The sequence below is a fragment of the Serratia proteamaculans genome (assembly GCF_008830365.1).
GTDB lineage: Bacteria > Pseudomonadota > Gammaproteobacteria > Enterobacterales > Enterobacteriaceae > Serratia > Serratia proteamaculans.
On record NZ_WBKI01000008.1, the window covers coordinates 75,361 to 101,157 of the forward strand.

General features: G+C 55.2%; 19 protein-coding genes. 11 read left to right on the plus strand and 8 right to left on the minus strand.

The features are described 5' to 3' along the window. Window positions 1-112: 112 nt before the first annotated feature. Both F8R23_RS21415 and F8R23_RS21420 read left to right on the plus strand, forming a co-directional pair. Entirely contained in the window at window positions 113-2,101 is a 1,989-nt protein-coding gene (locus F8R23_RS21415) for an autotransporter outer membrane beta-barrel domain-containing protein (protein ID WP_129937743.1), read from the plus strand. 821 nt (window positions 2,102-2,922) lie between these two features. After that, window positions 2,923-3,669, plus strand: a complete 747-nt coding sequence (locus F8R23_RS21420) for a LuxR family transcriptional regulator (RefSeq protein ID WP_129936206.1) — start codon at window positions 2,923-2,925, stop codon at window positions 3,667-3,669. Here the strand turns inward: F8R23_RS21420 and F8R23_RS21425 are convergent. Then, complete coding sequence (locus F8R23_RS21425; RefSeq protein WP_165367289.1) at window positions 3,628-4,287, minus strand: acyl-homoserine-lactone synthase; 660 nt, start codon at window positions 4,285-4,287, stop codon at window positions 3,628-3,630. The genes F8R23_RS21420 and F8R23_RS21425 overlap by 42 nt on opposite strands. 363 nt (window positions 4,288-4,650) lie before the next feature. Beyond that, complete coding sequence (locus F8R23_RS21430; RefSeq protein ID WP_151415970.1) at window positions 4,651-5,991, minus strand: MFS transporter; 1,341 nt, start codon at window positions 5,989-5,991, stop codon at window positions 4,651-4,653. Between the two features lie 262 nt (window positions 5,992-6,253). Here F8R23_RS21430 and glyQ point away from each other — a divergent pair, with 262 nt between their 5' ends. The 6 genes from glyQ to F8R23_RS21460 all read left to right on the plus strand — a co-directional run bounded on the left by glyQ (window position 6,254) and on the right by F8R23_RS21460 (window position 14,616). Continuing rightward, a complete protein-coding gene (gene glyQ, locus F8R23_RS21435; protein ID WP_129936209.1) occupies window positions 6,254-7,168 on the plus strand; it encodes a glycine--tRNA ligase subunit alpha in 915 nt (304 codons plus the stop codon). A 9-nt stretch (window positions 7,169-7,177) separates the two neighbouring features. After that, entirely contained in the window at window positions 7,178-9,247 is a 2,070-nt protein-coding gene (glyS, locus tag F8R23_RS21440; RefSeq protein ID WP_151415971.1) for a glycine--tRNA ligase subunit beta, read from the plus strand. A 320-nt stretch (window positions 9,248-9,567) separates the two neighbouring features. Then, window positions 9,568-10,287 carry a DUF3053 domain-containing protein gene (locus F8R23_RS21445; RefSeq protein WP_112349443.1) on the plus strand — a complete coding sequence of 240 codons (720 nt, stop codon included), beginning with the start codon at window positions 9,568-9,570 and terminating at the stop codon, window positions 10,285-10,287. 553 nt (window positions 10,288-10,840) lie between these two features. Next, entirely contained in the window at window positions 10,841-12,760 is a 1,920-nt protein-coding gene (locus F8R23_RS21450; RefSeq protein ID WP_099062267.1) for a PTS mannitol transporter subunit IICBA, read from the plus strand. A 58-nt stretch (window positions 12,761-12,818) separates the two neighbouring features. Further along, complete coding sequence (locus tag F8R23_RS21455; protein ID WP_129936211.1) at window positions 12,819-13,970, plus strand: mannitol-1-phosphate 5-dehydrogenase; 1,152 nt, start codon at window positions 12,819-12,821, stop codon at window positions 13,968-13,970. A gap of 94 nt (window positions 13,971-14,064) precedes the next feature. After that, a complete protein-coding gene (locus F8R23_RS21460) occupies window positions 14,065-14,616 on the plus strand; it encodes an MltR family transcriptional regulator (protein WP_221344842.1) in 552 nt (183 codons plus the stop codon). Here the strand turns inward: F8R23_RS21460 and F8R23_RS21465 are convergent. After that, window positions 14,613-15,221 carry a LysE family translocator gene (locus F8R23_RS21465; RefSeq protein ID WP_085115203.1) on the minus strand — a complete coding sequence of 203 codons (609 nt, stop codon included), beginning with the start codon at window positions 15,219-15,221 and terminating at the stop codon, window positions 14,613-14,615. The two genes, F8R23_RS21460 and F8R23_RS21465, sit on opposite strands and share 4 nt — an antisense overlap. Window positions 15,222-15,360: 139 nt before the next feature. Here F8R23_RS21465 and F8R23_RS21470 point away from each other — a divergent pair, with 139 nt between their 5' ends. Both F8R23_RS21470 and F8R23_RS21475 read left to right on the plus strand, forming a co-directional pair. Further along, window positions 15,361-16,827 carry an aminotransferase-like domain-containing protein gene (locus tag F8R23_RS21470; RefSeq protein ID WP_151415972.1) on the plus strand — a complete coding sequence of 489 codons (1,467 nt, stop codon included), beginning with the start codon at window positions 15,361-15,363 and terminating at the stop codon, window positions 16,825-16,827. A 72-nt stretch (window positions 16,828-16,899) separates the two neighbouring features. After that, on the plus strand, window positions 16,900-17,262 hold the full coding sequence (locus F8R23_RS21475; protein ID WP_151415973.1) for a YibL family ribosome-associated protein: 363 nt from the start codon (window positions 16,900-16,902) through the stop codon (window positions 17,260-17,262). Between the two features lie 34 nt (window positions 17,263-17,296). Here F8R23_RS21475 and F8R23_RS21480 read toward each other — a convergent pair whose 3' ends face one another. The 5 genes from F8R23_RS21480 to fdhD all read right to left on the minus strand — a co-directional run bounded on the left by F8R23_RS21480 (window position 17,297) and on the right by fdhD (window position 22,595). Further along, window positions 17,297-18,076 (minus strand): class I SAM-dependent methyltransferase, encoded by a 780-nt coding sequence (locus F8R23_RS21480; protein ID WP_151415974.1) that lies wholly within the window; start codon window positions 18,074-18,076, stop codon window positions 17,297-17,299. 114 nt (window positions 18,077-18,190) lie between these two features. Then, on the minus strand, window positions 18,191-18,862 hold the full coding sequence (gene yiiM / locus F8R23_RS21485; protein ID WP_129937749.1) for a 6-hydroxyaminopurine reductase: 672 nt from the start codon (window positions 18,860-18,862) through the stop codon (window positions 18,191-18,193). Between the two features lie 94 nt (window positions 18,863-18,956). Continuing rightward, a complete protein-coding gene (locus tag F8R23_RS21490; protein WP_129937750.1) occupies window positions 18,957-20,885 on the minus strand; it encodes a methyl-accepting chemotaxis protein in 1,929 nt (642 codons plus the stop codon). A gap of 125 nt (window positions 20,886-21,010) precedes the next feature. Further along, window positions 21,011-21,631 (minus strand): superoxide dismutase [Mn], encoded by a 621-nt coding sequence (gene sodA / locus F8R23_RS21495; protein WP_037421110.1) that lies wholly within the window; start codon window positions 21,629-21,631, stop codon window positions 21,011-21,013. Window positions 21,632-21,758: 127 nt separating this feature from the next. Then, window positions 21,759-22,595, minus strand: a complete 837-nt coding sequence (gene fdhD / locus F8R23_RS21500) for a formate dehydrogenase accessory sulfurtransferase FdhD (RefSeq protein ID WP_151415975.1) — start codon at window positions 22,593-22,595, stop codon at window positions 21,759-21,761. A gap of 144 nt (window positions 22,596-22,739) precedes the next feature. Here fdhD and fdnG point away from each other — a divergent pair, with 144 nt between their 5' ends. Next, window positions 22,740-25,787 carry a formate dehydrogenase-N subunit alpha gene (gene fdnG, locus F8R23_RS21505; RefSeq protein WP_151415976.1) on the plus strand — a complete coding sequence of 1,016 codons (3,048 nt, stop codon included), beginning with the start codon at window positions 22,740-22,742 and terminating at the stop codon, window positions 25,785-25,787. The last annotated feature ends 10 nt before the right edge of the window (window positions 25,788-25,797 follow it).

Below are 25,797 nucleotides of genomic sequence, written 5' to 3' on the forward strand. Positions count from 1 at the left end.
CCAGCTTGACGTGGCGAAAAAGCCAGCAATATTTACTAGATGGCCGGTAGCCAAAAAGGCCAATGATAAAAATGTATTTTCCTTCATTTGCTTGGCTCTCAGGAGTCTGTTCATGCCTCTAAAAATAACTCGTATGCCCCGCCCGGCGGTGCTTGCAGTGGCAATATTATGCAGTATGACCACCCCGGTGCTGGCCTACGACCAACTCTACGTCTTTGGTGACAGTCTGAGTGACACCGGCAACAATGGCCGCTTTACCTACGACAGCAATAAGCACCTGTTATACGACGAAGTGCTGGCGCAACGTATTGGTGCCGCGCTGGTGGCATCGGATAACGGCGGTGACAACTATGCCGCCGGCGGTGGCGTGGCGGTACCGGCGCTTAACCCGGCGGATAACACTCAGGATCAGGTGCAGAGCTACCTCAACCGGGTCAATGGCCGGGCTGACGGCGAGGGGCTGTATATTCACTGGATTGGCGGCAACGACCTGGCGGCGGCGGCGTTAAACCCGACAAACGCGCCGGGTGTGGCCTACAACAGTGCTGCGGCCGCCGCAGCGCAGGTTCACTCTTTGCTGAATGCCGGTGCCGGTACGGTGATCGTCCCGACGGTGCCGAATATTGGCTCTACGCCGCAATTGATGGAGCTGATTATCCAGCAGGCGCTGACCCCGGTGCAAAACGCGGCAGTGCAGGCGGCCTACGCCACCCTGAATTCGCTGGCGACACCGGACAATGACTCGCGAACTCAGGCCATCCACCAGGCGCTGACGGCCGCTGCGGCGCAGGGCAGTGCCATCCCGCAGGTGCAGCAGGCGATTGCCACACAGCTGATTGCCGCCTTTGACAGCCTGAGTGCTCAGGCCGGGCAACTGACCGATTTTTACAACCAGAACGAAGACCGCCTGCTGGCACAGGGCAGCGGCAATATCGTTCGGGTTGATGTCAACAAGCTGTTTAGCGAGGCGATTGCCAACCCGGCGCAGTTTGGCTTTACCAATACCGCCGGTATGGCCTGTCCGCCGGGCGTCTCTTCCGCCGTGTGCAGTTCTGCCACGCCGGGTTTCGACAGTAGCCAATCCTACCTGTTTGCCGACCATTTCCACCCCAGCCCGCAGGCGCATCAACTGATTGCCGATTACATTCAGGCGGTACTGGACGGCCCAGCGCAGGTGGTGGCGCTGAATCAGGCGACGGCGGCCATGGCGCGCGACAGCCGCGCCACCCTCGACAGCCGTTTCCAACAGTTACGTAACGGTGATAATCCGCAAGGCGCGCTGGGCGTGTTCGGCGGTTATGCCGGGCAACATTATGACTATTCCTCCAATCTGGCAGCCGGTGACGGCAACGCCACCACCCACAATCTGACGGTTGGGGTGGATTACCAGTTGACCGACGGCTGGCTGATTGGGGCGCTGATTTCCGGCTCCAATGACGATCAGCAGCCCTCCAGCCGCTACGACTATAAGGCGCGTGGCCTGCTGTTTTCGGCCTTTACCGCCCTGGATGTGTTTGAGCACGGCTGGGTGAATGCCGATTTGCATTACGCGACGATGGATTACGATGATATTCGCCGCAGCATGCAGCTTGGGGCGTTAAATCGCACCGAAACCGGCAGCACCGACGGTAAACAGTGGGGCGCACGGGTCACCGCCGGCTATGACTTCCCGGTGACCTCTTACCTGACCACCGGACCGATGGCGCAGTTCGCCTGGGATTACAGCAATGTCTCCGGTTACAGCGAGGACGGTAACGACAGTACCGCCATGCGGTTTAACGACCAGACCTACCATTCGCAAATTGGTGCACTGGGCTGGCGGTTAGACAGCAACTTCGGCCTGTTTAATCCGTATGCCGAGGTGAGCTATCAGCATCAATTTGGTGATGATGTTTATCGGGCCGGCGGCGGGTTGAAATCCACACAAACCTCTTTCACTCGCGACAGTGCCAATCAGGATAAAAACTGGGTGGATGTGACGCTGGGGGCGAACATGCCGCTGACCGATCAGGTGGCGGCGTTCGCCACTATTTCGCAGACCGGTGGCCTGAGCAGCGGCGAACAGTTTATGTATAACGTTGGCGTCAGTGCTCGATTTTGAGTAGTTGATATATCAGTAAGGGGCCCGGACATCTGGCCCATAATCAATACCGGTTGATGTGGCGGATCGCAGATATAACGGTATGTTGATGTTGGCCAATTAAACAGTGTGGGCACATCTATGAGTATGAGGGATTATTCGGTTTGCTATGGATTATTTATGGCGCTGAGTGGGGGGGAATCAACGTTATAATGCGATAATTTTCGCTCTTTGCATGATGAAATACAGTATTTGACTGTACTTTAGTACAACTATCATTCGAGTTTAAAAAACTTTATTGTTATCTCAGAAAAACAAGACACACATAAAAAAAACTGATCCTGAATCAGGATCAGATAGCCAATTTGGCCAACACCAGGGAAACAATTTTAAATATTATTGTTTTATATATTTTGATTGTCAATTTCTTTCTTTCACCCTGTCATTTGATGGGGTGAGGAAGTTATTGGTTTTTTCCTCTGATGGCGAATCGTGTGTCTTCCTCCGTACTTGCTCGTAACTCGTAACTCGTAACTCGTAACTCGTAACTCCTCACTCCGTATGTTGTGTTCTTGTTTATTTTGTAATTAAAATTAACACGACATGTGTCTGCAATTTTTCTAAGATAACCACGATATTTTCCTTTTTTACCTATCCTTTATGAGGCTAAATGGCGATTGTTAATATAAATAAATTCCAATCAGTGATTATTTATATTGTATAGATAATTTTGGTTGTCGATTTTAATAATCTAATCTGACTTTTATCAGTTATGCCGCCAGTAATTTTTATGTTATAATTTTTATTAGCTAAGGATTTTTATTTTTTAAGGAGAGGGTTCAGTGTCAAATTCATTCTTCAATGATGAAACTATCAACACCACCATAAAAAATGATTTGGAAGGTAAACTTAGCGAGTATAGTAACGTGAAGTACGCTTATGCCATAATGAATAAAAGAAATCCGGCGAATTTTGCGATTATTTCTAACGGAACTGAATGGTTTGAGTTTTATACAGAAAACAACTATCAATTTATCGACCCGGTTCTTATTACTGCTTCGCGCCGTATTACTCCTTTCTCCTGGGATGAAAATATAATGATTGATCCAGGGTTAAAATTACCAAGAATTTTTGATATGGCTAAGAATTACAATGTAGTTAATGGCTATACATTTGTGCTGCACGATCATAATCATAATTTGGTGGTGCTTTCTATTATGATTGATAAACATTGCGACTATAATATAGAAGAAAGAATAATAGCCAACCAGGACAAGCTCCAAATGCTGCTAATTACTACTCATGATAAGCTCACTACATTTTACAAGGAAGTTAATAGCCCTACCTACTTTGATAAAATGAACAATAAAGGAATATTCTCGAAGCGAGAGAATGAGATAATTTACTGGGCAAGCATGGGTAAATCCTATCAGGAGATTGCGCTCATCCTGGGGATCAAGCTCACCACAATAAAATATCATATTGGTAATGCCGTCAAAAAATTAGGCGTTACCAATGCCAAGCATGCTATCAGGCTAGGCGTTGAACTACAGCTGATCAGACCCGTGCTTCCTGACGCGGAAGGTTAATGGCCAGGCATCGCGGTCCGGGGTTAAGCCAGGGTGGGCCAAGTTGATGCGATCGACCAATATCTGCTGGTTACGATCGTCAACCGGCATGTAAATCAGGTAAATTCGCTGGTTTTTCTCTGATTGCCCTTGCTCGACTACTGTAATTTCCCAACCGGATCTTTGGAAGATAATCAGCATGGGATGGCTGATAATTGCATAAATCCCTTGGTATTCATAATTTCTTGCATAATTTATCATAGATAAAAAAAGTAGTGAACTGAGCGGTTCATTTTGTAATTTCATCGCCTGCACACGTCCTTTATCGATAAAAAGCCTACTGGCCTCAACAAAGTTACCTTCAGGAAGTTCTATTTTATTAAAATAGGATTTAAACGTGCCAGTAATCATATTGTTGTATTTTGTTTCTATAAATCGCAGACTGCAGACTACCATACTTTCATACATACCAAAAAGGTACGTAGTATGATTATTATCATACTCGTCAAATTCCATATTGTTTTCGCAATTAACAATCCAGTTGAGACGGTCTTTAAATGTCCTCTTTCTTAAAGAGAATAATTCTTTAGATCGGTTATCCGACAGTAGATTGTAATTAACATCAAAGATTTCTATCATTTCTACATCTTCCATAATCGAATTTTAAATTTAATTTTGTCTTACGACAATGCTGGGGTGCGGTAGACAATCCTACCAGAGTCAAGTCGGCAAGTAAATTTTTAGCCTTTGAGGTAAATAATTGATGATTGGTTTTTATAATAAAGTGTTTCTTTTATGTGATGATTGTTATTTTAACAATCACATTTTTGTTTGCGAATTATCTCTTGGAATGTTTCACATGAGGATGTATTTTTAAGCACGATTATTGTCGGTATGTTATCAATTTCGTGAATAATAGAAATGTTATTGTCTGCAGGTACAGAAATTAACTTAATTCGACAGACGCTAACCTGACGGCATCCTTGCCTCATGATTTTGTTGTTATCGCTGCGCTGCGTGCTGAATACCTCGGTGGTGCGGCGAGCTGTCGGCCCCGATCTTTATTTCCGGCTGCAGCAAGGTCATGCACAGCATACTGCAGAAGGACACCACGGCGGTGGCGAAGAACATGGCGCCATAGCCGTGGTGTTGTGCCAGCCAGCCGCTCAGCATCGGTGCGGTGATCGAGGCAATATTGGCAATCGCCAGCGTCATACCGCTGTAGGCGCCTACTGAAGCCTTCGGTGTGACGTCGATCACCACCGACCAATACACATTATTCACCAGCGCATTCAGCGCGTTACCCAGTGTCATCAGCAGAATGATTTCGGTCGGCGTGCTCATAAAGGGGATCAGCAGGAAGCAGGTGCCGGTCAGCAGCAGTGTCACTGCCGCAAATAGATTGCGGGCCAGCCGCAGGTTGCCGAAGCGTCTCAGTAGCGCGTCGGCGATGCGACCGCCGAGCAGAACGGTGAAACAGGCACCACTCCACGGGATCATCGCCACATACCACAGCGAGTGCAGATCGTAATTAAAGGTGTCTTGCAGGTATTTGGGTCCCCAGGTGACCAGCACAAAGGTGACATAGAGGAAAGAGAAGTAACCCAGGGCGTTAAACACCAGCGTGCGGTTGGTGAAGAAAGCCCACCACGGCAGACGTGGTTGCTGGCTGTCTGCGTCCTGATCGGCGCTAATGGCTGCCAGTTCAGCTGCGTTGACCTCCGGATGCTCTTGCGGCGTGTCGGTGAAGAAGCGGGCAAACAGCAGAATGGCGATCAGCGAGAACAAACCCAGCAAAATAAACATGCTGCGCCAGTCATCGGTCAGCAGTAGCAACCCCACCGCCAGCGGAGCGGTCAGCAGCGATCCCACCTGGGTGCTCAGCAACCCGATGCCCAATGAAAACCCACGCTCTTTACGCGGTGCCCAGTTAGCGATGGTTTTGTTCATCAGCGCATAGGCCGGCCCTTCGGCAAAACCGAACATGATACGCAGTGCGGCGAAACCCATGATTGCCGAGCCCCCGAACAGCGCAACCCCCAGTTCACCTGCCCAAGCGGTGGCGATCTCCAGCAGCGACCACAGTGCCCCGGCGATCAGCCAGACCTTTTTAGTGCCGACGCGGTCGGCCAGAAAGCCTCCGCACAGCGAACCAAACAAATAGCCAAAGCCGAAGTAGCCGAGTACGGCACCCAGTTGGGCTTTGTTGAAGTTGAATTCACGAGAGATATCGTTGGCGGCGAAGGAAAGCGCACCGCGATCGACGTAGTTGATCAACGCAATAAAGAACACCATGGCGAAAATACGGTAGCGATAGCGGCTGTCGGTTAAGGTGGTAGTCATCAGCGAACCTCCTGAAATGTTGATTATCAGGACGCAAGCAAGGTTAGTGCCATTCTCGGCGGCCAGGGAGGGCTGGGGTTCGTTATGTATCCGCAGCGTGAAACCGTGCCATGCGGGCGCATTTGCCCCATTTCAGTGCGTAAAAACAGCGCGCTTCTTTGATGATTCGCACTTGTTGCCGGATTCGGGCTGTATATCTTACGGTCAACGGGTATACTGGCGCATCCCATTTAAATCCACTTGTATCGCGTGCGAATTCAACATGCAAAAGTTTGATACCAAGACCTTTCAGGGCCTGATCCTGACACTGCAGGACTATTGGGCGCGCCAGGGCTGCACCATCGTTCAACCATTGGACATGGAAGTCGGCGCGGGAACCTCACACCCGATGACGTGCCTGCGCGCACTGGGCCCGGAGCCTATGGCCACTGCCTACGTGCAGCCATCCCGCCGGCCGACCGACGGCCGCTACGGTGAAAACCCGAACCGCCTGCAACATTACTATCAGTTCCAGGTGGTGATTAAGCCGTCACCGGACAACATTCAGGAACTGTACCTGGGCTCGTTGAAAGAGTTGGGTCTGGATCCGACCATTCACGACATCCGTTTCGTAGAAGATAACTGGGAAAACCCGACGCTTGGCGCCTGGGGCCTGGGCTGGGAAGTGTGGCTGAACGGCATGGAAGTGACGCAGTTCACTTACTTCCAGCAGGTTGGCGGCATGGAGTGCAAACCGGTAACCGGCGAGATCACCTACGGTCTGGAACGTCTGGCGATGTATATCCAGGGCGTGGACAGCGTCTACGATCTGGTGTGGAGCGACGGCCCACTGGGTGTGACCACCTATGGTGACGTGTTCCACCAGAACGAAGTGGAGCAGTCTATTTACAACTTCGAATACGCCGATGTGGACTTCCTGTTCTCCTGCTTTGAGCAGTACGAGAAAGAAGCCCAGTCGCTGCTGGCGCTGGAAAAACCACTGCCGCTGCCGGCTTACGAACGTATTCTGAAGGCCGGCCACACCTTCAACCTGTTGGATGCGCGCAAGGCGATCTCGGTGACCGAGCGTCAGCGTTATATTCTGCGTATCCGCACGCTGACCAAAGCCGTTGCCGAGGCCTACTACGCTTCTCGCGAAGCGCTGGGCTTCCCAATGTGCAAAAAGAACAAGAGCTAAGAGGCAGCCATGACTCAACAGACTTTCCTGGTGGAAATCGGCACGGAAGAGCTGCCGCCGAAGGCTCTTCGTTCACTGGCAGAAGCTTTTGCCGCGAATTTTACCGCCGAGCTCGATAGCGCCAACATCGAGCACGGCGAAGTGAGCTGGTTTGCCGCTCCACGCCGTCTGGCGCTGAAAGTGGCTAATTTGAGCGCTGCACAGGCCGATCGCGAGGTCGAAAAACGCGGTCCGGCCATTGCCCAGGCGTTTGACGCCGAAGGCAAGCCAAGCAAAGCGGCCGAAGGTTGGGCTCGCGGTTGTGGTATTACCGTCGATCAGGCCGAACGTCTGGCGACCGACAAAGGTGAATGGCTGCTGTATCGCGCCCACGTTAAAGGCCAGTCCGCGCAAGCGCTGCTGGCGGGCATGGTCAGCAATTCACTGGTCAAGCTGCCGATCCCGAAACTGATGCGCTGGGGCGATTCCGAGGTGCAGTTCGTGCGTCCGGTGCACACCGTGACGATGCTGTTGGGTGCGGAACTGATCCCGGGCACCGTGCTGGGCATCGATTCTGCCCGTACGGTTCGCGGCCACCGTTTCATGGGTGAAGCGGAATTCACTATCGACAATGCCGACCAATATCCGCAGATCCTGCTGGAGCGCGGCAAGGTGATCGCCGATTACGAAACCCGTAAGGCAATGATCAAGCGTGACGCCGAGCTGGCTGCTTCGACCATTGGCGGCAAGGCCGATCTGAGCGAAAGCCTGCTGGAAGAAGTGGCCTCGCTGGTGGAATGGCCGGTGGTGTTGACCGCCAAATTCGAAGAGAAGTTCCTGGCGGTGCCGGCGGAAGCGCTGGTGTACACCATGAAAGGCGACCAGAAGTATTTCCCGGTGTATGACGCCGCGGGCAAACTGCTACCGAACTTTATCTTCGTGGCCAATATCGAATCCAAAGATCCGCAGCAGATTATCTCCGGTAACGAGAAGGTAGTGCGTCCGCGTCTGGCCGATGCCGAGTTCTTCTTTAACACCGACCGCAAAAAACGTCTGGAAGACAACCTGCCGCGTCTGGAAACCGTGCTGTTCCAACAACAACTGGGCACCCTGCGCGACAAGACCGACCGTATTCAGGCGCTGGCGGGCTGGGTTGCCGGTCAGATTGGTGCTGACGTTAACCACGCCACCCGTGCGGGCCTGCTGTCGAAGTGCGATCTGATGACCAACATGGTCTTCGAATTCACCGACACCCAGGGCGTGATGGGCATGCACTATGCGCGTCACGACGGCGAAGCGGAAGACGTTGCCGTTGCACTGAATGAGCAGTACCAGCCGCGCTTTGCCGGTGATGCGCTGCCAGAGTCGCTGGTGGCCTGTTCGCTGGCGATCGCCGACAAGATGGATACCCTGGCCGGTATTTTCGGCATTGGGCAACATCCGAAAGGCGACAAGGACCCGTTCGCACTGCGCCGTGCTGCACTGGGTGTGCTGCGTATTATCGTTGAGAAAAACCTGTCGCTGGATCTGCAGACCCTGACCGAAGAGGCCGTGCGCCTGTACGGCAGCAAGTTGACCAACGCCAAGGTGGTCGACGAGGTGGTCGAGTTTATGCTGGGTCGCTTCCGCGCCTGGTATCAGGAAGAAGGCCACGCGGTCGACACCATTCAGGCGGTGTTGGCACGTCGTCCGACCAAACCGGCAGACTTCGACGCTCGCGTTAAAGCCGTAACCCACTTCCGTACCCTGGAAGCGGCAGCAGCGCTGGCCGCGGCCAACAAACGCGTTTCCAATATCCTGGCCAAATCTACCGATACGCTCAATGATCGTGTACACGCCTCGGTATTGAAAGAAGCGGCTGAGATCCAATTGGCGACCCACCTGGTAGTGCTGCGCGATAAACTGGAGCCGTATTTTGCGGCAGGCAACTATCAGGATGCGCTGGTGGAGCTGGCAGACCTGCGTGAACCGGTCGACGCGTTCTTTGACAACGTCATGGTGATGGCTGAAGACGAAGCGGTGCGTGTGAACCGTCTGACGCTGCTGAGCAAACTGCGTGAGCTGTTCCTGCAGGTAGCGGATATCTCCGTGCTGCAATAAGCGGTTCTGCTGTGAAAAGGCGCCTTAGGGCGCCTTTTTTATTGCTGTTGCCGCAGTGGGCGGTTTTGTGTCAAACCTGTTCCTTTTAACGCTGCCAATAGCTCACCGACTTGGGGGGAGGGCTTTATTTCAGCGATCTGAAATCATGTTCAACATGGTTTCAGATATCGCTATTACTCCCCTTTCACCGAAGAATAAGCCCCGAAAGGTGAATCGCGTATCGTATCGCACTCAGTTGATCTATTCTTATAGGCGCAGGGAGTGCAGAAAAAGGGACGGAGTCCGATGAAAAAGCAGGTTTATAACAGGAGTTATGTCACATGGCGGTAGGGATCCAGAGCAGAAATTTCGCGCGTTGGTTGGCCCCGGTATTGGCATTGTTGGTGGTCATGCAATTGACTGCTTGCGGCGATAAAGAGCCGGAACAACGCAAGGCGTTCATTGATTACATACAGAATACGGTGATGCGCAGCGGCGCGAAAATCCCGACGCTGAGCGAAGATCAGAAACAGAAGTTCGGCAACTATGCCGGTGATTACGCCATTTTGGTCGGTTTTTCACAGCAGTTGTCCAAATCACTGGATGCCAGCCTGACGCCGGCGTTGGATCAAATTAACCAGATCCGCACCGCGCAGGACTACATGAGCAAGCGTGATATGCTGCAACAGTCCGTGGGGGCGCTGAATCTGCTGGGGCAGCAGATCCAGTCAGCCAAGTCACAGGCGGATACCGCCCGGGTCGCGCTGAAGCAACCTGACGACCTGAAAGCGGTGTATAACCAGGCCTATGACAAGATTGTCACCGGGCCAGCCAATGCGCTGATGCCGGTTATTCCTACTACCGCCAGTTTCGTTCAGGATCTGGTGCAGGTTGGGGATTTCCTGCGTACTCAGGGTAATCAGGTGAGTTTTAACAATAACGGCGTGCAGTTCCGTACCTCCCAGCAGGCAACGCAGTACAACACCATGATGTCGAATCTGGTGGCCAAGCAGCAGGATTTACTGAACGCACAGAAAACCGTTTCAAGCGTCACCCAGTAATAGTGTAAACGCAGAAGCCGGCAAACGGCTTCTGCCATTTTCCTCCTACCATTGCTTTCCCTTCCAGTCTTTCCAACAGCTTGCTCACTTCCTGACCGACGCTTCTGTACTACACTTCAATTAATCATCGTTTTCCAATATGTAGTTTTCTTTCATTCATCGCACCGCTATTTCCCGACGAGATGAATGCTCACAGGGAAGAACGTCCCCCAAACCAGGATTCGGTAGCCACTGACAAATAAATTGTGACCAATGTCACAATTCAAAAACAAACACGCAATGTCAATATGTGATGCGTGTCTCATTTTTATCGGTTTTCAGGGCGAATTCAGACCATTGTCTTTTTTTTACACCGAGTAAGTGTGACGCATATCACTATAATCACCCTGCCAATGGGGTGTTGTTGGTGATCTGCATCACAAATATTCGGCAGGTTCGCCGGGCAAAAAACAGCGTGATAGAGTCCATTTAGTAGACAGCACCAACACAGCTGGACCGTTACAACAATAATCACGCGCTCTATTGTCAGCGCGTAACAATAGGGGTGTGTTTTATGTTTTCACCAGACATCAAAGTCAAAGTTCAAAACTTTGGCCGCTTCTTAAGCAACATGGTGATGCCCAACATTGGCGCATTTATCGCCTGGGGTATCATCACCGCGTTATTCATTCCTACCGGCTGGCTGCCGAACGAAACCTTAGCCAAACTGGTTGGCCCAATGATCACCTACCTGCTGCCGTTGCTGATCGGCTTTACCGGTGGCCGGTTGGTGGGCGGCGATCGCGGTGGCGTGGTCGGTGCCATCACTACCATGGGTGTGATTGTCGGTGCGGACATGCCGATGTTCCTCGGCGCGATGATTGCCGGTCCGTTGGGCGGCTGGGCGATCAAGCATTTTGACCGCTGGGTAGACGGCAAGATCAAAAGCGGTTTTGAGATGTTGGTGAACAACTTCTCCGCCGGCATTATCGGTATGTTGCTGGCCATTCTGTCGTTTATGGCGATTGGTCCGCTGGTAGAAGGGTTGTCGCATATCCTGGCTACCGGTGTAAATATCATGGTGACCAACAACCTGTTGCCACTGGCGTCGATCTTCGTGGAGCCGGCGAAAATCCTGTTCCTGAACAACGCCATTAACCACGGTATCTTCTCACCGCTGGGCATCCAGCAGGCGACAGAAACCGGTAAATCCATCTTCTTCCTGATTGAAGCCAACCCAGGTCCGGGTATGGGCGTGCTGATGGCCTACATGTTCTTTGGTCGCGGCAGTGCCAAGCAGTCTGCGGGTGGTGCGGCGATCATCCACTTCTTCGGGGGTATCCACGAAATCTACTTCCCGTACGTGCTGATGAACCCACGCCTGCTGCTGGCGGTGATCCTGGGCGGTATGACCGGCGTATTCACCCTGACCCTGTTGAACGGCGGTCTGGTTTCTCCGGCTTCTCCTGGCTCGATTCTGGCGGTGTTGGCAATGACGCCGAAGGGCGCTTATTTTGCCAACCTGGCGGCTATCGGTGCGGCATTTGTGGTGTCATTTGTGGTCGCCAGTTTCTTGCTGAAAACCTCAAAAGTGAAAGAAGAGGACGACCTGGAAGAGGCGACTCGCCGCATGCAAGAAATGAAGTCGCAGTCTAAAGGCGGCGCAGCAGCTCATGCCGCCGTGGATGGTGACCTGACCACGGTACGTAAAATCATCGTTGCCTGCGATGCCGGTATGGGCTCCAGTGCGATGGGGGCCGGTGTGCTGCGCAAGAAAGTGGCAGATGCCGGGCTGAAAAACATCTCGGTGACCAACAGCGCGATCAACAGCCTGCCGGACGATGTGGATCTGGTGATCACTCACCGTGACCTGACCGAGCGCGCGATGCGCCATGCGCCACAGGCCCAGCATATCTCGCTGACCAACTTCCTCGACAGCAAGCTGTATAACGATCTGACCGAGCGCCTGGTGGCGGCCAACAAAACCACCGATAACCAACAGAAAGTCATCAGCACGCTGGACGACAGCTTTGAAGCGAGCGAGCAAAACCTGTTCCGACTGAGCGAAAGTAACGTGTTCCTTAACCTGCAGGCCAGCGACAAAGAGCAGGCGATCCGCTTCGCCGGTGAGCAACTGGTCAAAGGTGGCTACGTTGAACCGGAATACGTCCCGGCGATGCTGGAGCGCGAAAAACTCACCTCCACCTATCTGGGCGAGTCGATCGCCGTGCCGCACGGCACCATCGAAGCCAAAGACCGGGTATTGCGCACCGGCGTGGTGTTCTGCCAATACCCGCAGGGCGTGCGTTTTGGTGATGAAGAGGATGAGGTGGCTCGGTTGGTCATCGGTATCGCGGCTCGCAATAACGAACATATCCAAGTGATCACCAGCCTGACCAACGCGTTGGATGACGATGGTGTCATCGAGCGGCTGGCGAATACCACCAGTGTGCAGGAAGTGTTGGATCTGCTGGGTGGCAAAAAAGTCGGATAACAGAATCATTTTAAGGGGTGCAGCTTGCTGCACCCTTCGACATTAGAAAGGTAGGAATATGAAAGCATTACATTTTGGTGCGGGAAATATTGGGCGTGGTTTTATCGGCAAGCTGCTGGCAGACGCGCAGGCCGAACTGACCTTTGCCGACGTTAACCAGACGGTGCTGGACCTGCTGAACAGCCGTAAAAGCTATCAGGTTCACGTGGTCGGCGAGCAGGCCCGGGTCGATCAGGTCAACAACGTTAGCGCGGTGAACAGCGGCAGTGAAGAGGCCGTTGCGCTGATCGCCGAAGCGGATATCGTGACCACCGCCGTGGGCCCGCAGATCCTGGCCAAAATTGCCGGGACTATCGCCAAAGGGCTGATCAAACGTCATCAGCAGGGCAACAGCCAACCGCTGAACATCATCGCCTGCGAGAACATGGTGCGTGGCACCAGCCAGTTAAAACAGCACGTGTTCGATGTCTTGCCACAGGATGAGCAGGCATGGGTCGAACAGCATGTCGGCTTTGTCGACTCGGCTGTTGACCGCATTGTGCCGCCGGCAGAAGCAGGCAGCAGCGATCCGCTGGAAGTGACGGTAGAAACCTTCAGCGAGTGGATTGTCGATCAGACCCAGTTCAAGGGCCAGCCACCGGCGATCGCCGGCATGGAGCTGACTGATAACCTGATGGCGTTTGTTGAGCGCAAGCTGTTCACGCTCAATACTGGCCATGCGATTACCGCCTATCTGGGCCAACAGGCTGGCCTGCTGACCATTCGCGATGCCATCCTTGACCCGGCGATCCGTCGCGTGGTGAAAGGCGCGATGGAAGAAAGCGGCGCGGTGCTGATCAAACGCTACGGTTTTGATGCCGCCAGGCACGCCGCTTACATCGACAAAATCCTCAGCCGTTTTGAGAACCCGTATCTGCACGACGACGTTGAGCGTGTGGGCCGTCAGCCGCTGCGTAAGTTAAGCGCTGGCGATCGCCTGATCAAACCGTTGCTCGGCACGCTGGAATACGGTTTGCCGCATGCCAATCTGATCCAGGGGATTGCTGCTGCCATGAGCTACCGCAGCGAGCAGGATCCGCAGGCCAAAGAGCTGGTGGAGCTGCTGGTCAAACTGGGGCCAAAAGCGGCGCTGGCGCAAATTTCCGGCCTGCCGGCGGAAAGTGAGGTTGTAGAACAGGCTGTTGCTGTGTATAACGCCATGCAAAAGTAGATTCGGCATGATGAATCTTCGGGCGCAGCCCATTGCGCCCCTACACCCCGACTTCGGCATTGACGGCGCCACCCAGGCCATTCGAAAAGCGACGATGGAAGAAGCACAGGCATTTGAAAATCAGGTTCTGGAACGACTGAACGCAGGCAAGACGGTGCGCAGTTTTCTGATCGCGGCGGTAGAGCTGCTGGCGGAAGCGCTCAACGTGCTGGTGGTGCAGGTGTTCCGCAAGGACGACTATGCGGTGAAGTATGCCGTCGAACCCCTATTGTCCGGTGCCGGTCCATTGGGTGAACTGTCGGTGCGCCTGAAGCTGATGTATGGGCTGGGGGTGATTTCGCGTCACGAGTACGAAGATGCCGAACTGCTGATGGCGATGCGCGAAGAACTGAACCACGATGGGGAGGAATACCGCTTCGTCGATGATGAAATTCTCGGGCCGTTTGGCGAACTGCATTGCGTGGCCGCACTGCCACCGGTGCCCACCTTCCTGCAGCCTGGTGAGGCGGACGAATCGCTGATCGCCATGCAGCGTCAGCGATATCAGCAGGTATTGCGTTCGACTATGGTGCTGTCGGTCACCGATCTGATTGCCGGCATCGGTGCCAAGCAACCGTCCCGGCTTTCCCCGCTCGGCCGCAATTAAGCAAAGGCCGCGCGCCACTCGTCGAATAACAGCCACAGAGCCGTGGCTGCCATCAACCCCGCCATGACGCCATTAAACACCCGCAGTTTCCAGGTCACGCGCAGCGCATCACGCAGGCGATCGCCCAATATCGCCCATACCAGTACGCAAGGAATGTTCAGGGCGGTGAAACCGGCAATGATCATCAGCGTATGGCTGAGGCTGGCCCCTTCGCGTGGGGTGAACAGAATGGCCACGTTAATCGCCATCAGCCAGGCTTTGGGATTGACTGCCTGAAACAAGGCACCGTTGATTAAGCGCATCGGCTGGGCCTGCTGTTTACCATCCGGCGATGCCGCCCTGAACAATTTCCATGAAAGCCACAGTAGGTAGGTACAACCGATCACCGCCAGCGGAAAGCGAATCATACCGGCTGAACTCAGGATCAGGGCCAGCAGGGTGGTGGTTAGGGCCAATTGCACCGCACAGCCGACGCTAATGCCAAACACCATTGGCAGGGTGCGACGCAGACCAAAATTAACCCCGGACGATGCCAGCAGCAGGTTGTTGGGACCAGGGGTAATCGACATGACTGTGACATAACTGATAAAGGCGGAGTCCAGCATAACGGGTTCCTTTTAAGGCTAAGAAGCAAGGGAACCAGCATAAAACCTACGGGCAGATGGTGACAGAACCAAAAACCCGCTATTGTCATGGTTACAGTTATATCAGATTCGAACTGTACCCATTACCTGGAGACAAACTGTGACCCTGCTCGATGAAATGCCGGAAACGCGTTATCAGCAACTGGCGGATACGCTGGCGGAAGCCATACACCGCGGTACGCTGCTGCCCGGTAGCCGTTTACCTTCGGTGCGCCGCTGCGCGCAGACCCATAGCGTCAGTATCAATACCGTGGTGGCGGCTTACCGCACGCTGGAAGATCGCGGCTTGATAGAAGCACGGCCACAGTCTGGTTTCTATGTGTGCAACACTTTACCGGCGCTGAAAGCCGCCTCACCGACCAGCAGCCGGATAGAGTCACCGGCGGATGACGTACTGGCGTTGATCGACACGGTGTTCGCCGCCCAGCAGAATTCGGCGTTTACCAACCTTTCGCTGGCCTGCCCGCAGACCTCCGATTTCTATCCCGGCGGCAAATTGGGGCGAATGCTTTCCTCGCAGTTACGCCGTCAGCCGAATCTGATTGGCCAATATGCACTACCGCCGGGTAGCCTGAGGCTACGACAGCAAATCACTCGTCGTTCGATGGCGCTGGGCATGCTGCTGGAGCCCGGCGATATCACGCTGACTCATGGCTGCATGGAGGCGCTGCAACTGGCGCTGCGGGTGACCACCAAACCGGGTGATTGTATCGGCCTGGAATCACCGACCTATTTTTATCTGCTGCCGCTGCTGGCCAGCCTGGGGCTGAAGGCGCTGGAAATTCCTACCGATCCGCAGCACGGGCTGTCGCTGGATGCGCTGGAGCTGTTGCTCAATGAGAAGCGGCTGAATGCGGTGATTGCCATGCCGACGGTGCAAAACCCGCTGGGCTGCACCATGCCGCTGGCGGCCAAAAAACGTCTGGCGCGGCTGATGAACGATCATCAGGTGCCCTTGATTGAAGACGGGCTGTACGCAGAGCTGCAGTTCGGCGGTGCGCTGACCCCGGCGGTGAAAGCTTTTGATCGCGACGGCTGGGTGCTGTTCTGCTCCAGCTTTACCAAGACGCTGGCGCCGGACTTCCGCATCGGCTGGATAAGCGGCGGCCGCTTTAACGAGGCATTGCGCAAGCTGAAGGCGGTGTCGTCGATGTCGGAGTCGCAGCTGCTGTCGGAAACCCTGGCGATGTTCCTGGAAACCGGCGGCTACGATCATCACCTGCGCAATCTGCGAAAACGCTACGCTGCCCAGGTGGATGAGGCGCGGTCGCTGATTGCGCGCCATTTTCCACGAGGTACCCGGGCGACTCAGCCGGCAGGCGGTTTTGTGTTTTGGGTAGAGTTCCCGGCCGGAGTCGACAGCGTGGCGCTGTTCCACCAGATGCTGGAGGAACAAATATGCCTGACGCCGGGCACGCTGTATTCCCCCAGTGGCCGCTATCGCAACGCATTGCGGCTCTCCTGTTGTTATCCGTTTAATGCGCGTTACAGCCAGGCGCTGGCGCGTGTGGGTGCCAAAGCCTGCGAGATGAGTGGCTTGCCGCCGGGCATTGCGCAAGACGAGTAACCACGCGCGCATTTTGCTACAATGTGGGCATCATTGATTAGCGTGCCGTACAGGCACAACAGGCCAGAAACCATGAAAGAGATAGAAAAGGCAGAGATCAAGCGCCTTAGCGACCTGCTGGACGCACTGAAGCACAAAGATACCCTGGTAATCCAACAGGGCAATCTTGACCTGATCGCTCAGCACACCAAAGAAAAAGAGAAGATGGCAGCGGAAATCGAGCGCCTGAAAGGTGTGCGCATTGAGAAGCTGAGCGCAGAAGCGCAAAAGCTGAGCCAACTGCCGTTTAGCCGCGAAATCACCAAGAAAGAACAGGCGGACATGGGCACGTTGAAGAAAAACGTGCGCGGCCTGATCGTGGTGCACCCGATGACCGCACTGGGCCGTGAAATGGGCCTGAAAGTGGTCACCGGCTACGCCAAGAAAGCCTTCTGATTGCCGGGGCGCCGTTGATTGTGGCGCCCGGTTTTCAAAGCCTGGTGGTGAAATACGCTTTGGTCTGATAGGGCACAGTCACAGTGTCTTTGCCCTGCAGTTCCCCTTCCTCTGCCACCAACTGCCGAATCTGTTCGATCACCTGTTCCTGCTGCTCGAGCGGCAAGGCGGCGATAAAGCTGGTGGAGCGCACTCGGTTAAAAATCACATCCTCAACCGCACCCTGATGGCCGAGCATAAACACCTGCTCCTGCAACGCATCTAAGCCTTTGAACGGGAAAAGTTTACGCCATTCACCGGTGTAGAAACGCGGCGCGTCGCCTTCGTGACGGTCAACAATCTGATTCAGCTTACGCACCCAACTCACACGTGCATCACGCATGTTCCACACCAGGCCAAGTTTGCCGCCGGGCTTAAGGATACGTTGGATTTCGGCCAAGGCCCGCGCTGTGGCGAACCAGTGGAAGGATTGCGCGCAGACCACCGCGTCGACCGACTCATCCGGCAGCGGGATCGACTCCGCGGTGCCCGCCAGGGTTTTTACCTGCGGCAGTACGGCCGACAGCTTTTCCAGCATTTGTGCCACAGGTTCAACGGCGATCACCTGCGCACCGGTTTCCAGCAGGCGCGGGGTGAACTTGCCGGTGCCGGCACCGAGATCGATCACCGTCATACCGGCGTGCAGGCCGATGGTGTCGCGCAGCCAGGTGGTGATTTCCGGTGGGTAGTCCGGGCGACCTTTAACGTAACGATCGGCATTGGCCTGGTAGCCTTCGGCTGCCGCGTGGTGGATCGAATGAGACGGGGTGTTCATAACTTTACTCCTGCCTGAAAGAGGGGGGCGGAACGACCGACGCTGAACAGTATAGGTCGATGAAAGCTTTTAGCGCTGCATACGGCACCCGGGTTTATGCCCGAGCGGTCTTGTTCAGCGGCCGAGCAAACGGCGATTAAAGTCTTCAAGGCGGCCTTCGCTGATGCGCGTCAGCATGGTTTTGCTCCAGCTGGCGGACAGCCCGGCTACCGCCAACAGGCGGCGATACTGTTCTTCATCAAACGGCATATGCCAGGCGATACCGATGGCTTCGGCAACCGAGACATTGCTGTTGCGTGTCACCAGCTCCAGCGGATGATCGCCGCTGACTTTACCGGCAGACACCACGCGGTACAGCCAGCCACAGCGGCCGCTTTGCTGCATCAGCACCGAGATGTCATCGATATCAAAATGGTAGTTGAGCTTAAAGCACGGAGAGCGCGGTTGGGTGACCTGGATCAGCGCTTCGCCCCAGCGGAAGATATCGCCCATAAATACGTTGTGCTCAGTCAGCCCCAGGGTGGAAATGTTCTCGCCGAAGGCCGGTGCGCAGAACTGTTCTGCCTGCGCCGGAAACTGCTCGCGCCAGTGGTGGTAATGTTCCCGCGGGTAGTGACACAGCGCGCGGTCTGGCCCGCCGTGATAACTTTTTTCCGCCTGTTCGTCGCCTTCCAGGCCGAGTGGGGTCAGCTTGACGGCTCCGTCCACCAGACGTTTGGCAATGCCGCTGGGCCGCCCGCCTTCATAGGGTTGGATAGTGCCGATGTAAACCTCTGGGTGATGCATATGCGCCTCCATGTCTCGCGTCGAAGGTCCAGCATAGCCTGAGTTGGCAGGGAGGAACAATAACCCGCCCGAGAGGTTTCGGGCGGGGGAAATATCAGAAGGTGGTCCAGTTGTCTTGCGCGGCGGTATGAGCCGCCGGGAGGGGGCTGGCCGGTGTTTTGATGGCGGTGCTTTTCACTGCAGCAGGGGCCTGATGCTCCGCCAGTCGGAACACCGAGACGCTCTGCAACAGCATTTCCGCCTGTTCTTCCAGCGAGTCGGCGGCGGCGGCGGATTCTTCCACCAGCGCGGCGTTCTGCTGGGTGGTGTGATCCATTTCGACAATCGCCTGACCAATTTGGGCGATGCCGCGGGTTTGCTCGTCGGAAGCGGCAGCAATCTCCGCCATGATGTCCCGCACATGGGTGACCGACAGAACGATTTGCTCCATGGTATTACCGGTGTTTTCCACCAGGCTGGTGCCGGTCTGTACCCGGCTGACCGATTCGGTAATCAACCCTTCGATCTCTTTGGCTGCCTGGGCGCTGCGCTGTGCCAGGTTTCGCACCTCGCTGGCTACCACTGAGAAGCCGCGCCCTTGCTCACCGGCGCGCGCGGCTTCTACGGCTGCGTTGAGCGCCAGAATATTGGTCTGGAAGGCAATGCCGTTGATCAGGGTGGTAATTTCGGCGATCCGCTGTGAACTGCTAGATATATCACGCATGGTGTTGACTACGCTCGCCACCAGCTTGCCGCCCTGTTGGGCCGTCTGAGAAGCATCGGTAGCCAACTGGTTGGCATGGTGGGCGTTTTCGGCGTTCTGCTTCACCGTGGCGGTCAGTTGTTCCATGCTGGCGGCGGTTTCTTCCACCGCGGCGGCCTGCTGTTCGGTGCGGGAGGACAAATCGGTGTTACCGGCGGCAATCTCTGCGGCGGCGGTGGACACCTGGCTGACCCCCATCTGGATTTTTTCAATCATATCGCGCAGGTTCTGGCTCATCGCTGCCACGGCGTTCAACAACTGACCCAGTTCGTCGCGACGGGTGCTGGTTTGCGCCTGACGCAGATCGCCGCTGGCGATGCGTTCCGCCAGCGCCAGTGTACTTTGCAGCGGCCGGGTGATCTGCAGCGTGATGCGCCAGGCCACCAGCAACCCGGCGATAATGGCGATCAGCGTGGTGATGCCCATCTGCCACTGCGCCGAATTGATGTCGTTATGGGTTTGCGTCAGTTCGTCCTGCATAAAGGCGTTAACCAGCGTGCCCACTTCCTGCGCGCTGTTGCCCAGCCGTTGGCTGATCGCTTGTTCCTGCTGATAGGCCGGCAGGTAGGCTTCGATACGATTTTTGTAGTCGTCGAGCGCGGTCAGCAAGGGTTGCAACAGAGGGCGCTGGGCGTCGCTGAGCCGCCGACTGAGCGCATTGGCCGCGCTGCGTGCATCGTCAATCGCCGCCACCAGCGGGGCTTCAGATTCCGCGCTCAGGCTCAGCAACAGGCCACGGGCCCCGTAGCGCACCAGAGTCAGCTTCTGGTTCAGCTGAATAAAGGCCAGTTGCAGGTCAGCATTGGTGATTTGGCGCTCCACCTGGTTAAGGCTGTCCTGCACTTCCGACATGTTCCAGCTTTGACGTACCGCGTCTTTCGCCGCCACCGCTTGCTCGAAGGCGTTTTGCTGCTGCTGGTATTGGCCGATCAGCCCAACCAAACGCTGCAGGTCTTTTCGGCTCTGGGGATCCCAGTCCAGTTCCTGGCCCTGGTTGATCAGCTTCACCGCGTTTTCGATATTGGTGCGGTTGTTTTTCAGGTATTCCGGCCGGTAGGTTTGGCCGAACAGCGCACGGTTGTATTTGGCCTGATTGATCTCGTCGTTCAGCCGGTTGCTGAAGTCGATGCGATCGGCGCGGGATTCGATAATATGCAGATACTGCGCGCCGGTTCCGGCGATGATTGCCGTCAGCAACAGCATCAGACCAAATCCAAGGCCGAGCTTTTTACCCACGGTGAGATGAACGAATTTTCCTGCCAATGTTTGCAATGCCGCCATAGTGATTTTCCTTTCCGGGCGAACGTCAATTGAACAAACTATCGGCAAAGGAAGGTCAAACTTTAGCGAATTTTGGGCAAAAAAAATGCCCGCATTAAGCGGGCATCTTCATAGCCGGGGACGAATTACTTCTTCGCCGCGAAGCGTGCTGCTGCTTCGTCCCAGTTAACCACGTTCCAGAATGCCTTGATGTAGTCTGGACGTTTGTTCTGATATTTCAGGTAGTAAGCGTGTTCCCACACGTCCAGGCCGACGATTGGGAAGCCTGAAGCGCCGGCAACGGCTTCGCCCATCAGCGGGCTGTCCTGGTTAGCGGTAGAGACCACTGCCAGTTTGTCGCCTTTCAGCACCAGCCAGGCCCAACCTGAACCGAAGCGGGTCGCTGCGGCTTTCTCGAATTCTTCCTGGAATTTCTCAACGCTGCCGAAATCACGTTCGATAGCAGCTTTCAGATCGCCACCCAGGGTGGTGCCGATTTTCAGGCCTTTCCAGAACAGGCTGTGGTTAGCATGGCCGCCGGCGTTGTTACGCATGAAGGTGCGCTTGTCAGCAGGGACTTTATCCAGGTCCTGGATCAGTTCTTCAACGCTGTATTGAGCCAGCTCTGGGTAGGCTTCCAGCACGGTGTTGGCGTTGTTAACGTAAGTCTGGTGATGTTTGGTGTGATGGATTTCCATCGTCTGCTTGTCGAAATGCGGTTCCAGTGCGTCGTAGGCGTACGGCAGGGATGGCAGTGAATAACTCATGATCATCATCTCCAATGGTATAGGGGCGGCGCAATATGTGAGCACCGCGTAAGCAGTCGGATCATTATAGTTATTTAAATGATATTGAAAATGATTATCAATGCCCTACTTGTTGTGTGGTTTTTGGTTAGTCCACAATACGCTGCGGGTGGGTAAACACCGTGGCGCGGCCGGGTTTGCTGAAACCGACCAGCGTCAGGTTGCTGCGCTCGGCAATTTCCACCGCCAGTGAGGTGGCCGCAGAAACCACGAACAGGATCTCGACGCCGCACATGGCGGATTTTTGCACCATTTCATAGCTGGCGCGGCTGGAAGTTAATACCGCACCCTGCTGCCAGTCTTGTTTTGCGCGCACCCCGAGCAGCTTGTCGAGTGCGACGTGGCGACCTACGTCTTCACAGCCACCCAGCAGTTCACCCTGCGGCGAAATCCAACTGGCGGCGTGGGTACAGCCGGTGAGTTGGCCGACGGCCTGCACCTGCTTGAGTTGCCCCAGGGCACGGTCGAGGTTGGTGAGGGAAAAGGTCTGGGTGAACGGTAAAGCAGGCAGCGGGCGAAAAATATCCGCCAACTGTTCGATGCCACACACCCCGCAGCCGGTGCGGCCTGCCATGGCGCGGCGACGTTCTTTTAAACCGGCAAAGCGACGGCTGGAGAGCTCGATTTGCACCTCCAGTCCATTACAAGTTTGGTTAATCTCTATACTGTAGATATCGCGCGGTGACTCAATGATGCCTTCGGACAGAGAAAAACCCAGGGCGAAGGCCTCCAGATCCTTGGGGGTACACATCATCACCACGTGAGAGATGCCGTTGTAGACCAGTGCGACCGGGACCTCTTCCGCCAGCCAATCCTGTTGTGCGGTAGTGAGTTGCCCACGTTGATAAACCTGAGACTGGGTCACCCCGGTGAGCAAGGTCTCATTGATGTCATTGATATGTTGGTCTGGCTTTATATTGTTCACTTAAGTGGCACCTGTCTGTAACAACCACATACACGCTGTGGTAATATTGCCGCGTAAAAACAACAGTAATTTTAGCGCTTCCCGCTTCCAGGGGGAAAGCGCCATTTGAAACAATGTGACAATCGCAAGTGAAAGGAGACCCCCATGCAGGTCAGCAGAAGGCAGTTCTTTAAGATCTGCGCTGGCGGTATGGCAGGGACGACGGTGGCTGCTCTGGGCTTTGCCCCGGAAGTGGCGTTAGCGGAAACCCGGCAGTACAAACTGCTGCGCGCCCGTGAAACCCGTAATACCTGTACGTATTGTTCCGTCGGCTGTGGGCTGTTGATGTACAGCCTTGGTGATGGCGCCAAAAACGCCAAAGAAAGCATTTTCCACATTGAAGGCGACCCGGATCACCCGGTCAACCGCGGCGCGCTTTGCCCGAAAGGCGCGGGTCTGGTCGACTTCATCCACAGCGCCAGCCGTCTCCAGTACCCGGAGTACCGTGCGCCAGGTTCCGATAAATGGCAGCGCCTCAGTTGGGACGACGCCTTCACCCGCATCGCCAAGCTGATGAAGGAAGACCGTGACGCCAACTTCGTTAAAACCAACGAACAGGGCGTGACCGTCAACCGCTGGCTGAGCACCGGCATGCTGTGTGCCTCGGCTTCCAGTAACGAAACCGGTTATTTAACGCAAAAATTTAGTCGCGCTCTCGGCATGCTTGCCGTAGACAACCAAGCACGTGTCTGACACGGACCAACGGTAGCAAGTCTTGCTCCAACATTTGGTCGCGGTGCGATGACCAACCACTGGGTTGATATCAAGAACGCGAATCTGATTATCGTTATGGGCGGTAATGCGGCGGAAGCGCATCCGGTGGGATTCCGCTGGGCGATGGAAGCTAAAATACACAATAAAGCCAAGCTGATCGTCATCGATCCGCGCTTTACCCGTACCGCATCGGTGGCGGATTTCTATACGCCGATCCGTTCCGGGACCGACATTGCCTTCCTGTCGGGCGTGTTGCTGTACCTGATGACCAACGACAAGATTAACCGCGAATACGTCCACGCCTATACCAACGCCAGCCTGCTGGTGCGGGAAGACTTTACCTTCGAAGACGGCCTGTTCAGCGGTTATGACGCGGAAAACCGCAAGTACGATAAAACCACCTGGAACTACCAGTTCGACGAAAACGGCTTCGCCAAGCGCGATCTGACGCTGCAGGACCCGCGCTGCGTGTGGAACCTGCTGAAACAGCACGTCAGCCGCTATACGCCGGAGGTGGTGAACAACATTTGCGGTACGCCGACCGAAGATTTCATCAAGGTCTGTGAATACATCGCCGAAACCTGCGTGGCGGATAAAACCGCGTCGTTCCTGTACGCCCTGGGCTGGACTCAGCACTCGGTCGGCTCGCAGAACATCCGCACCATGGCGATGATCCAGCTGTTGCTCGGCAACATGGGCATGGCGGGCGGCGGCGTCAACGCGCTGCGCGGCCACTCCAACATTCAGGGTCTGACCGATCTGGGTCTGCTGTCTCAGAGCCTGCCGGGCTATATGACGCTGCCGTCGGAGAAACAGACCGATCTCGACACCTACCTGAAAGCCAATACGCCGAAGGCGCTGCTGCCGGGCCAGGTGAACTATTGGAGCAACTACCCGAAATTCTTCGTCAGCATGATGAAGAGCTTCTACGGCGACAAGGCGCAGAAGGACAATGGTTGGGGCTTTGACTGGTTGCCGAAGTGGGACAAAGGCTACGACGTGCTGCAGTACTTCGAGCTGATGTCACAAGGCAAGGTCAACGGTTACTTCTGCCAGGGCTTCAACCCGGTGGCGTCGTTCCCGAACAAGAACAAGGTAGTGGCCTCGCTGTCAAAACTGAAGTTCCTGGTGACCATTGATCCGCTCAATACCGAGACCTCCAACTTCTGGCAGAACCACGGCGAGTTCAACGACGTTGATCCGTCGAAGATTCAGACCGAAGTGTTCCGCCTGCCGTCCACCTGCTTCGCCGAAGAAAACGGTTCGATCGTCAACTCCGGGCGCTGGCTGCAGTGGCACTGGAAGGGCGCGGATGCCCCGGGTGAAGCGATGAACGACGGGGAAATCCTGGCGGGTATCTTTATCCGTCTGCGTGAGATGTACGCGCGTGACGGCGGTGCGGTACCGGAACAGGTACTGAACATGACCTGGGATTACCTGACGCCGGAAAATCCTGCTTCGGAAGAAGTGGCGATGGAAAGCAACGGTAAAGCGCTGGCGGATGTGCTCGACGCCGACGGCAAAGTGTTGGCGAAAAAAGGTGAGCAGCTCAGCACCTTTGCCCATCTGCGTGACGACGGCACGACGGCCAGCGGCTGTTGGATCTTCGCCGGTAGCTGGACGCCGGCCGGTAACCAGATGGCGCGGCGCGATAACGCCGATCCGTCCGGCCTCGGCAATACGCTGGGTTGGGCCTGGGCCTGGCCGCTCAACCGCCGCATTCTGTACAACCGTGCGTCGGCCGATCCACAGGGCAAGCCTTGGGATCCCAAACGTCAGTTGCTGGAGTGGGACGGCACCAAGTGGGGCGGGGTGGATATCCCGGACTACAGCGCCGCCGCACCGGGCAGTGACGTTGGGCCATTCATCATGCAGCCGGAAGGCATGGGCCGCCTGTTCACCACAGATAAAATGGCCGAAGGGCCGTTCCCGGAACACTACGAGCCGTTTGAAACGCCGCTCGGCACCAACCCGCTGCACCCGAACGTGGTTTCCAACCCGGCGGCAAGGGTGTTCAAGGACGATCTGGCGGCAATGGGCACGTCCGACAAGTTCCCGTACGTAGGGACCACTTATCGCCTGACCGAGCACTTCCACTACTGGACCAAGCACGCGGTACTCAACGCCATCGCGCAGCCGGAACAGTTTGTGGAGATTGGCGAGAAGCTGGCGGAGAAAAAAGGCATTCAGCACGGCGATACGGTGAAGGTCAGTTCCAACCGCGGCTTTATCAAGGCCAAGGCGGTGGTGACCAAGCGTATCCGCACCCTGCAGGTGAATGGGCAAGACGTCGACACCATAGGTATCCCGATCCACTGGGGTTACGAAGGGGTGGCGAAGAAAGGCTTTATTGCCAACACGCTGACGCCGTTTGTCGGTGATGCCAATACGCAAACGCCAGAGTTCAAGGCGTTCCTGGTCAACGTGGAAAAGGTGTAACGGAGACGAA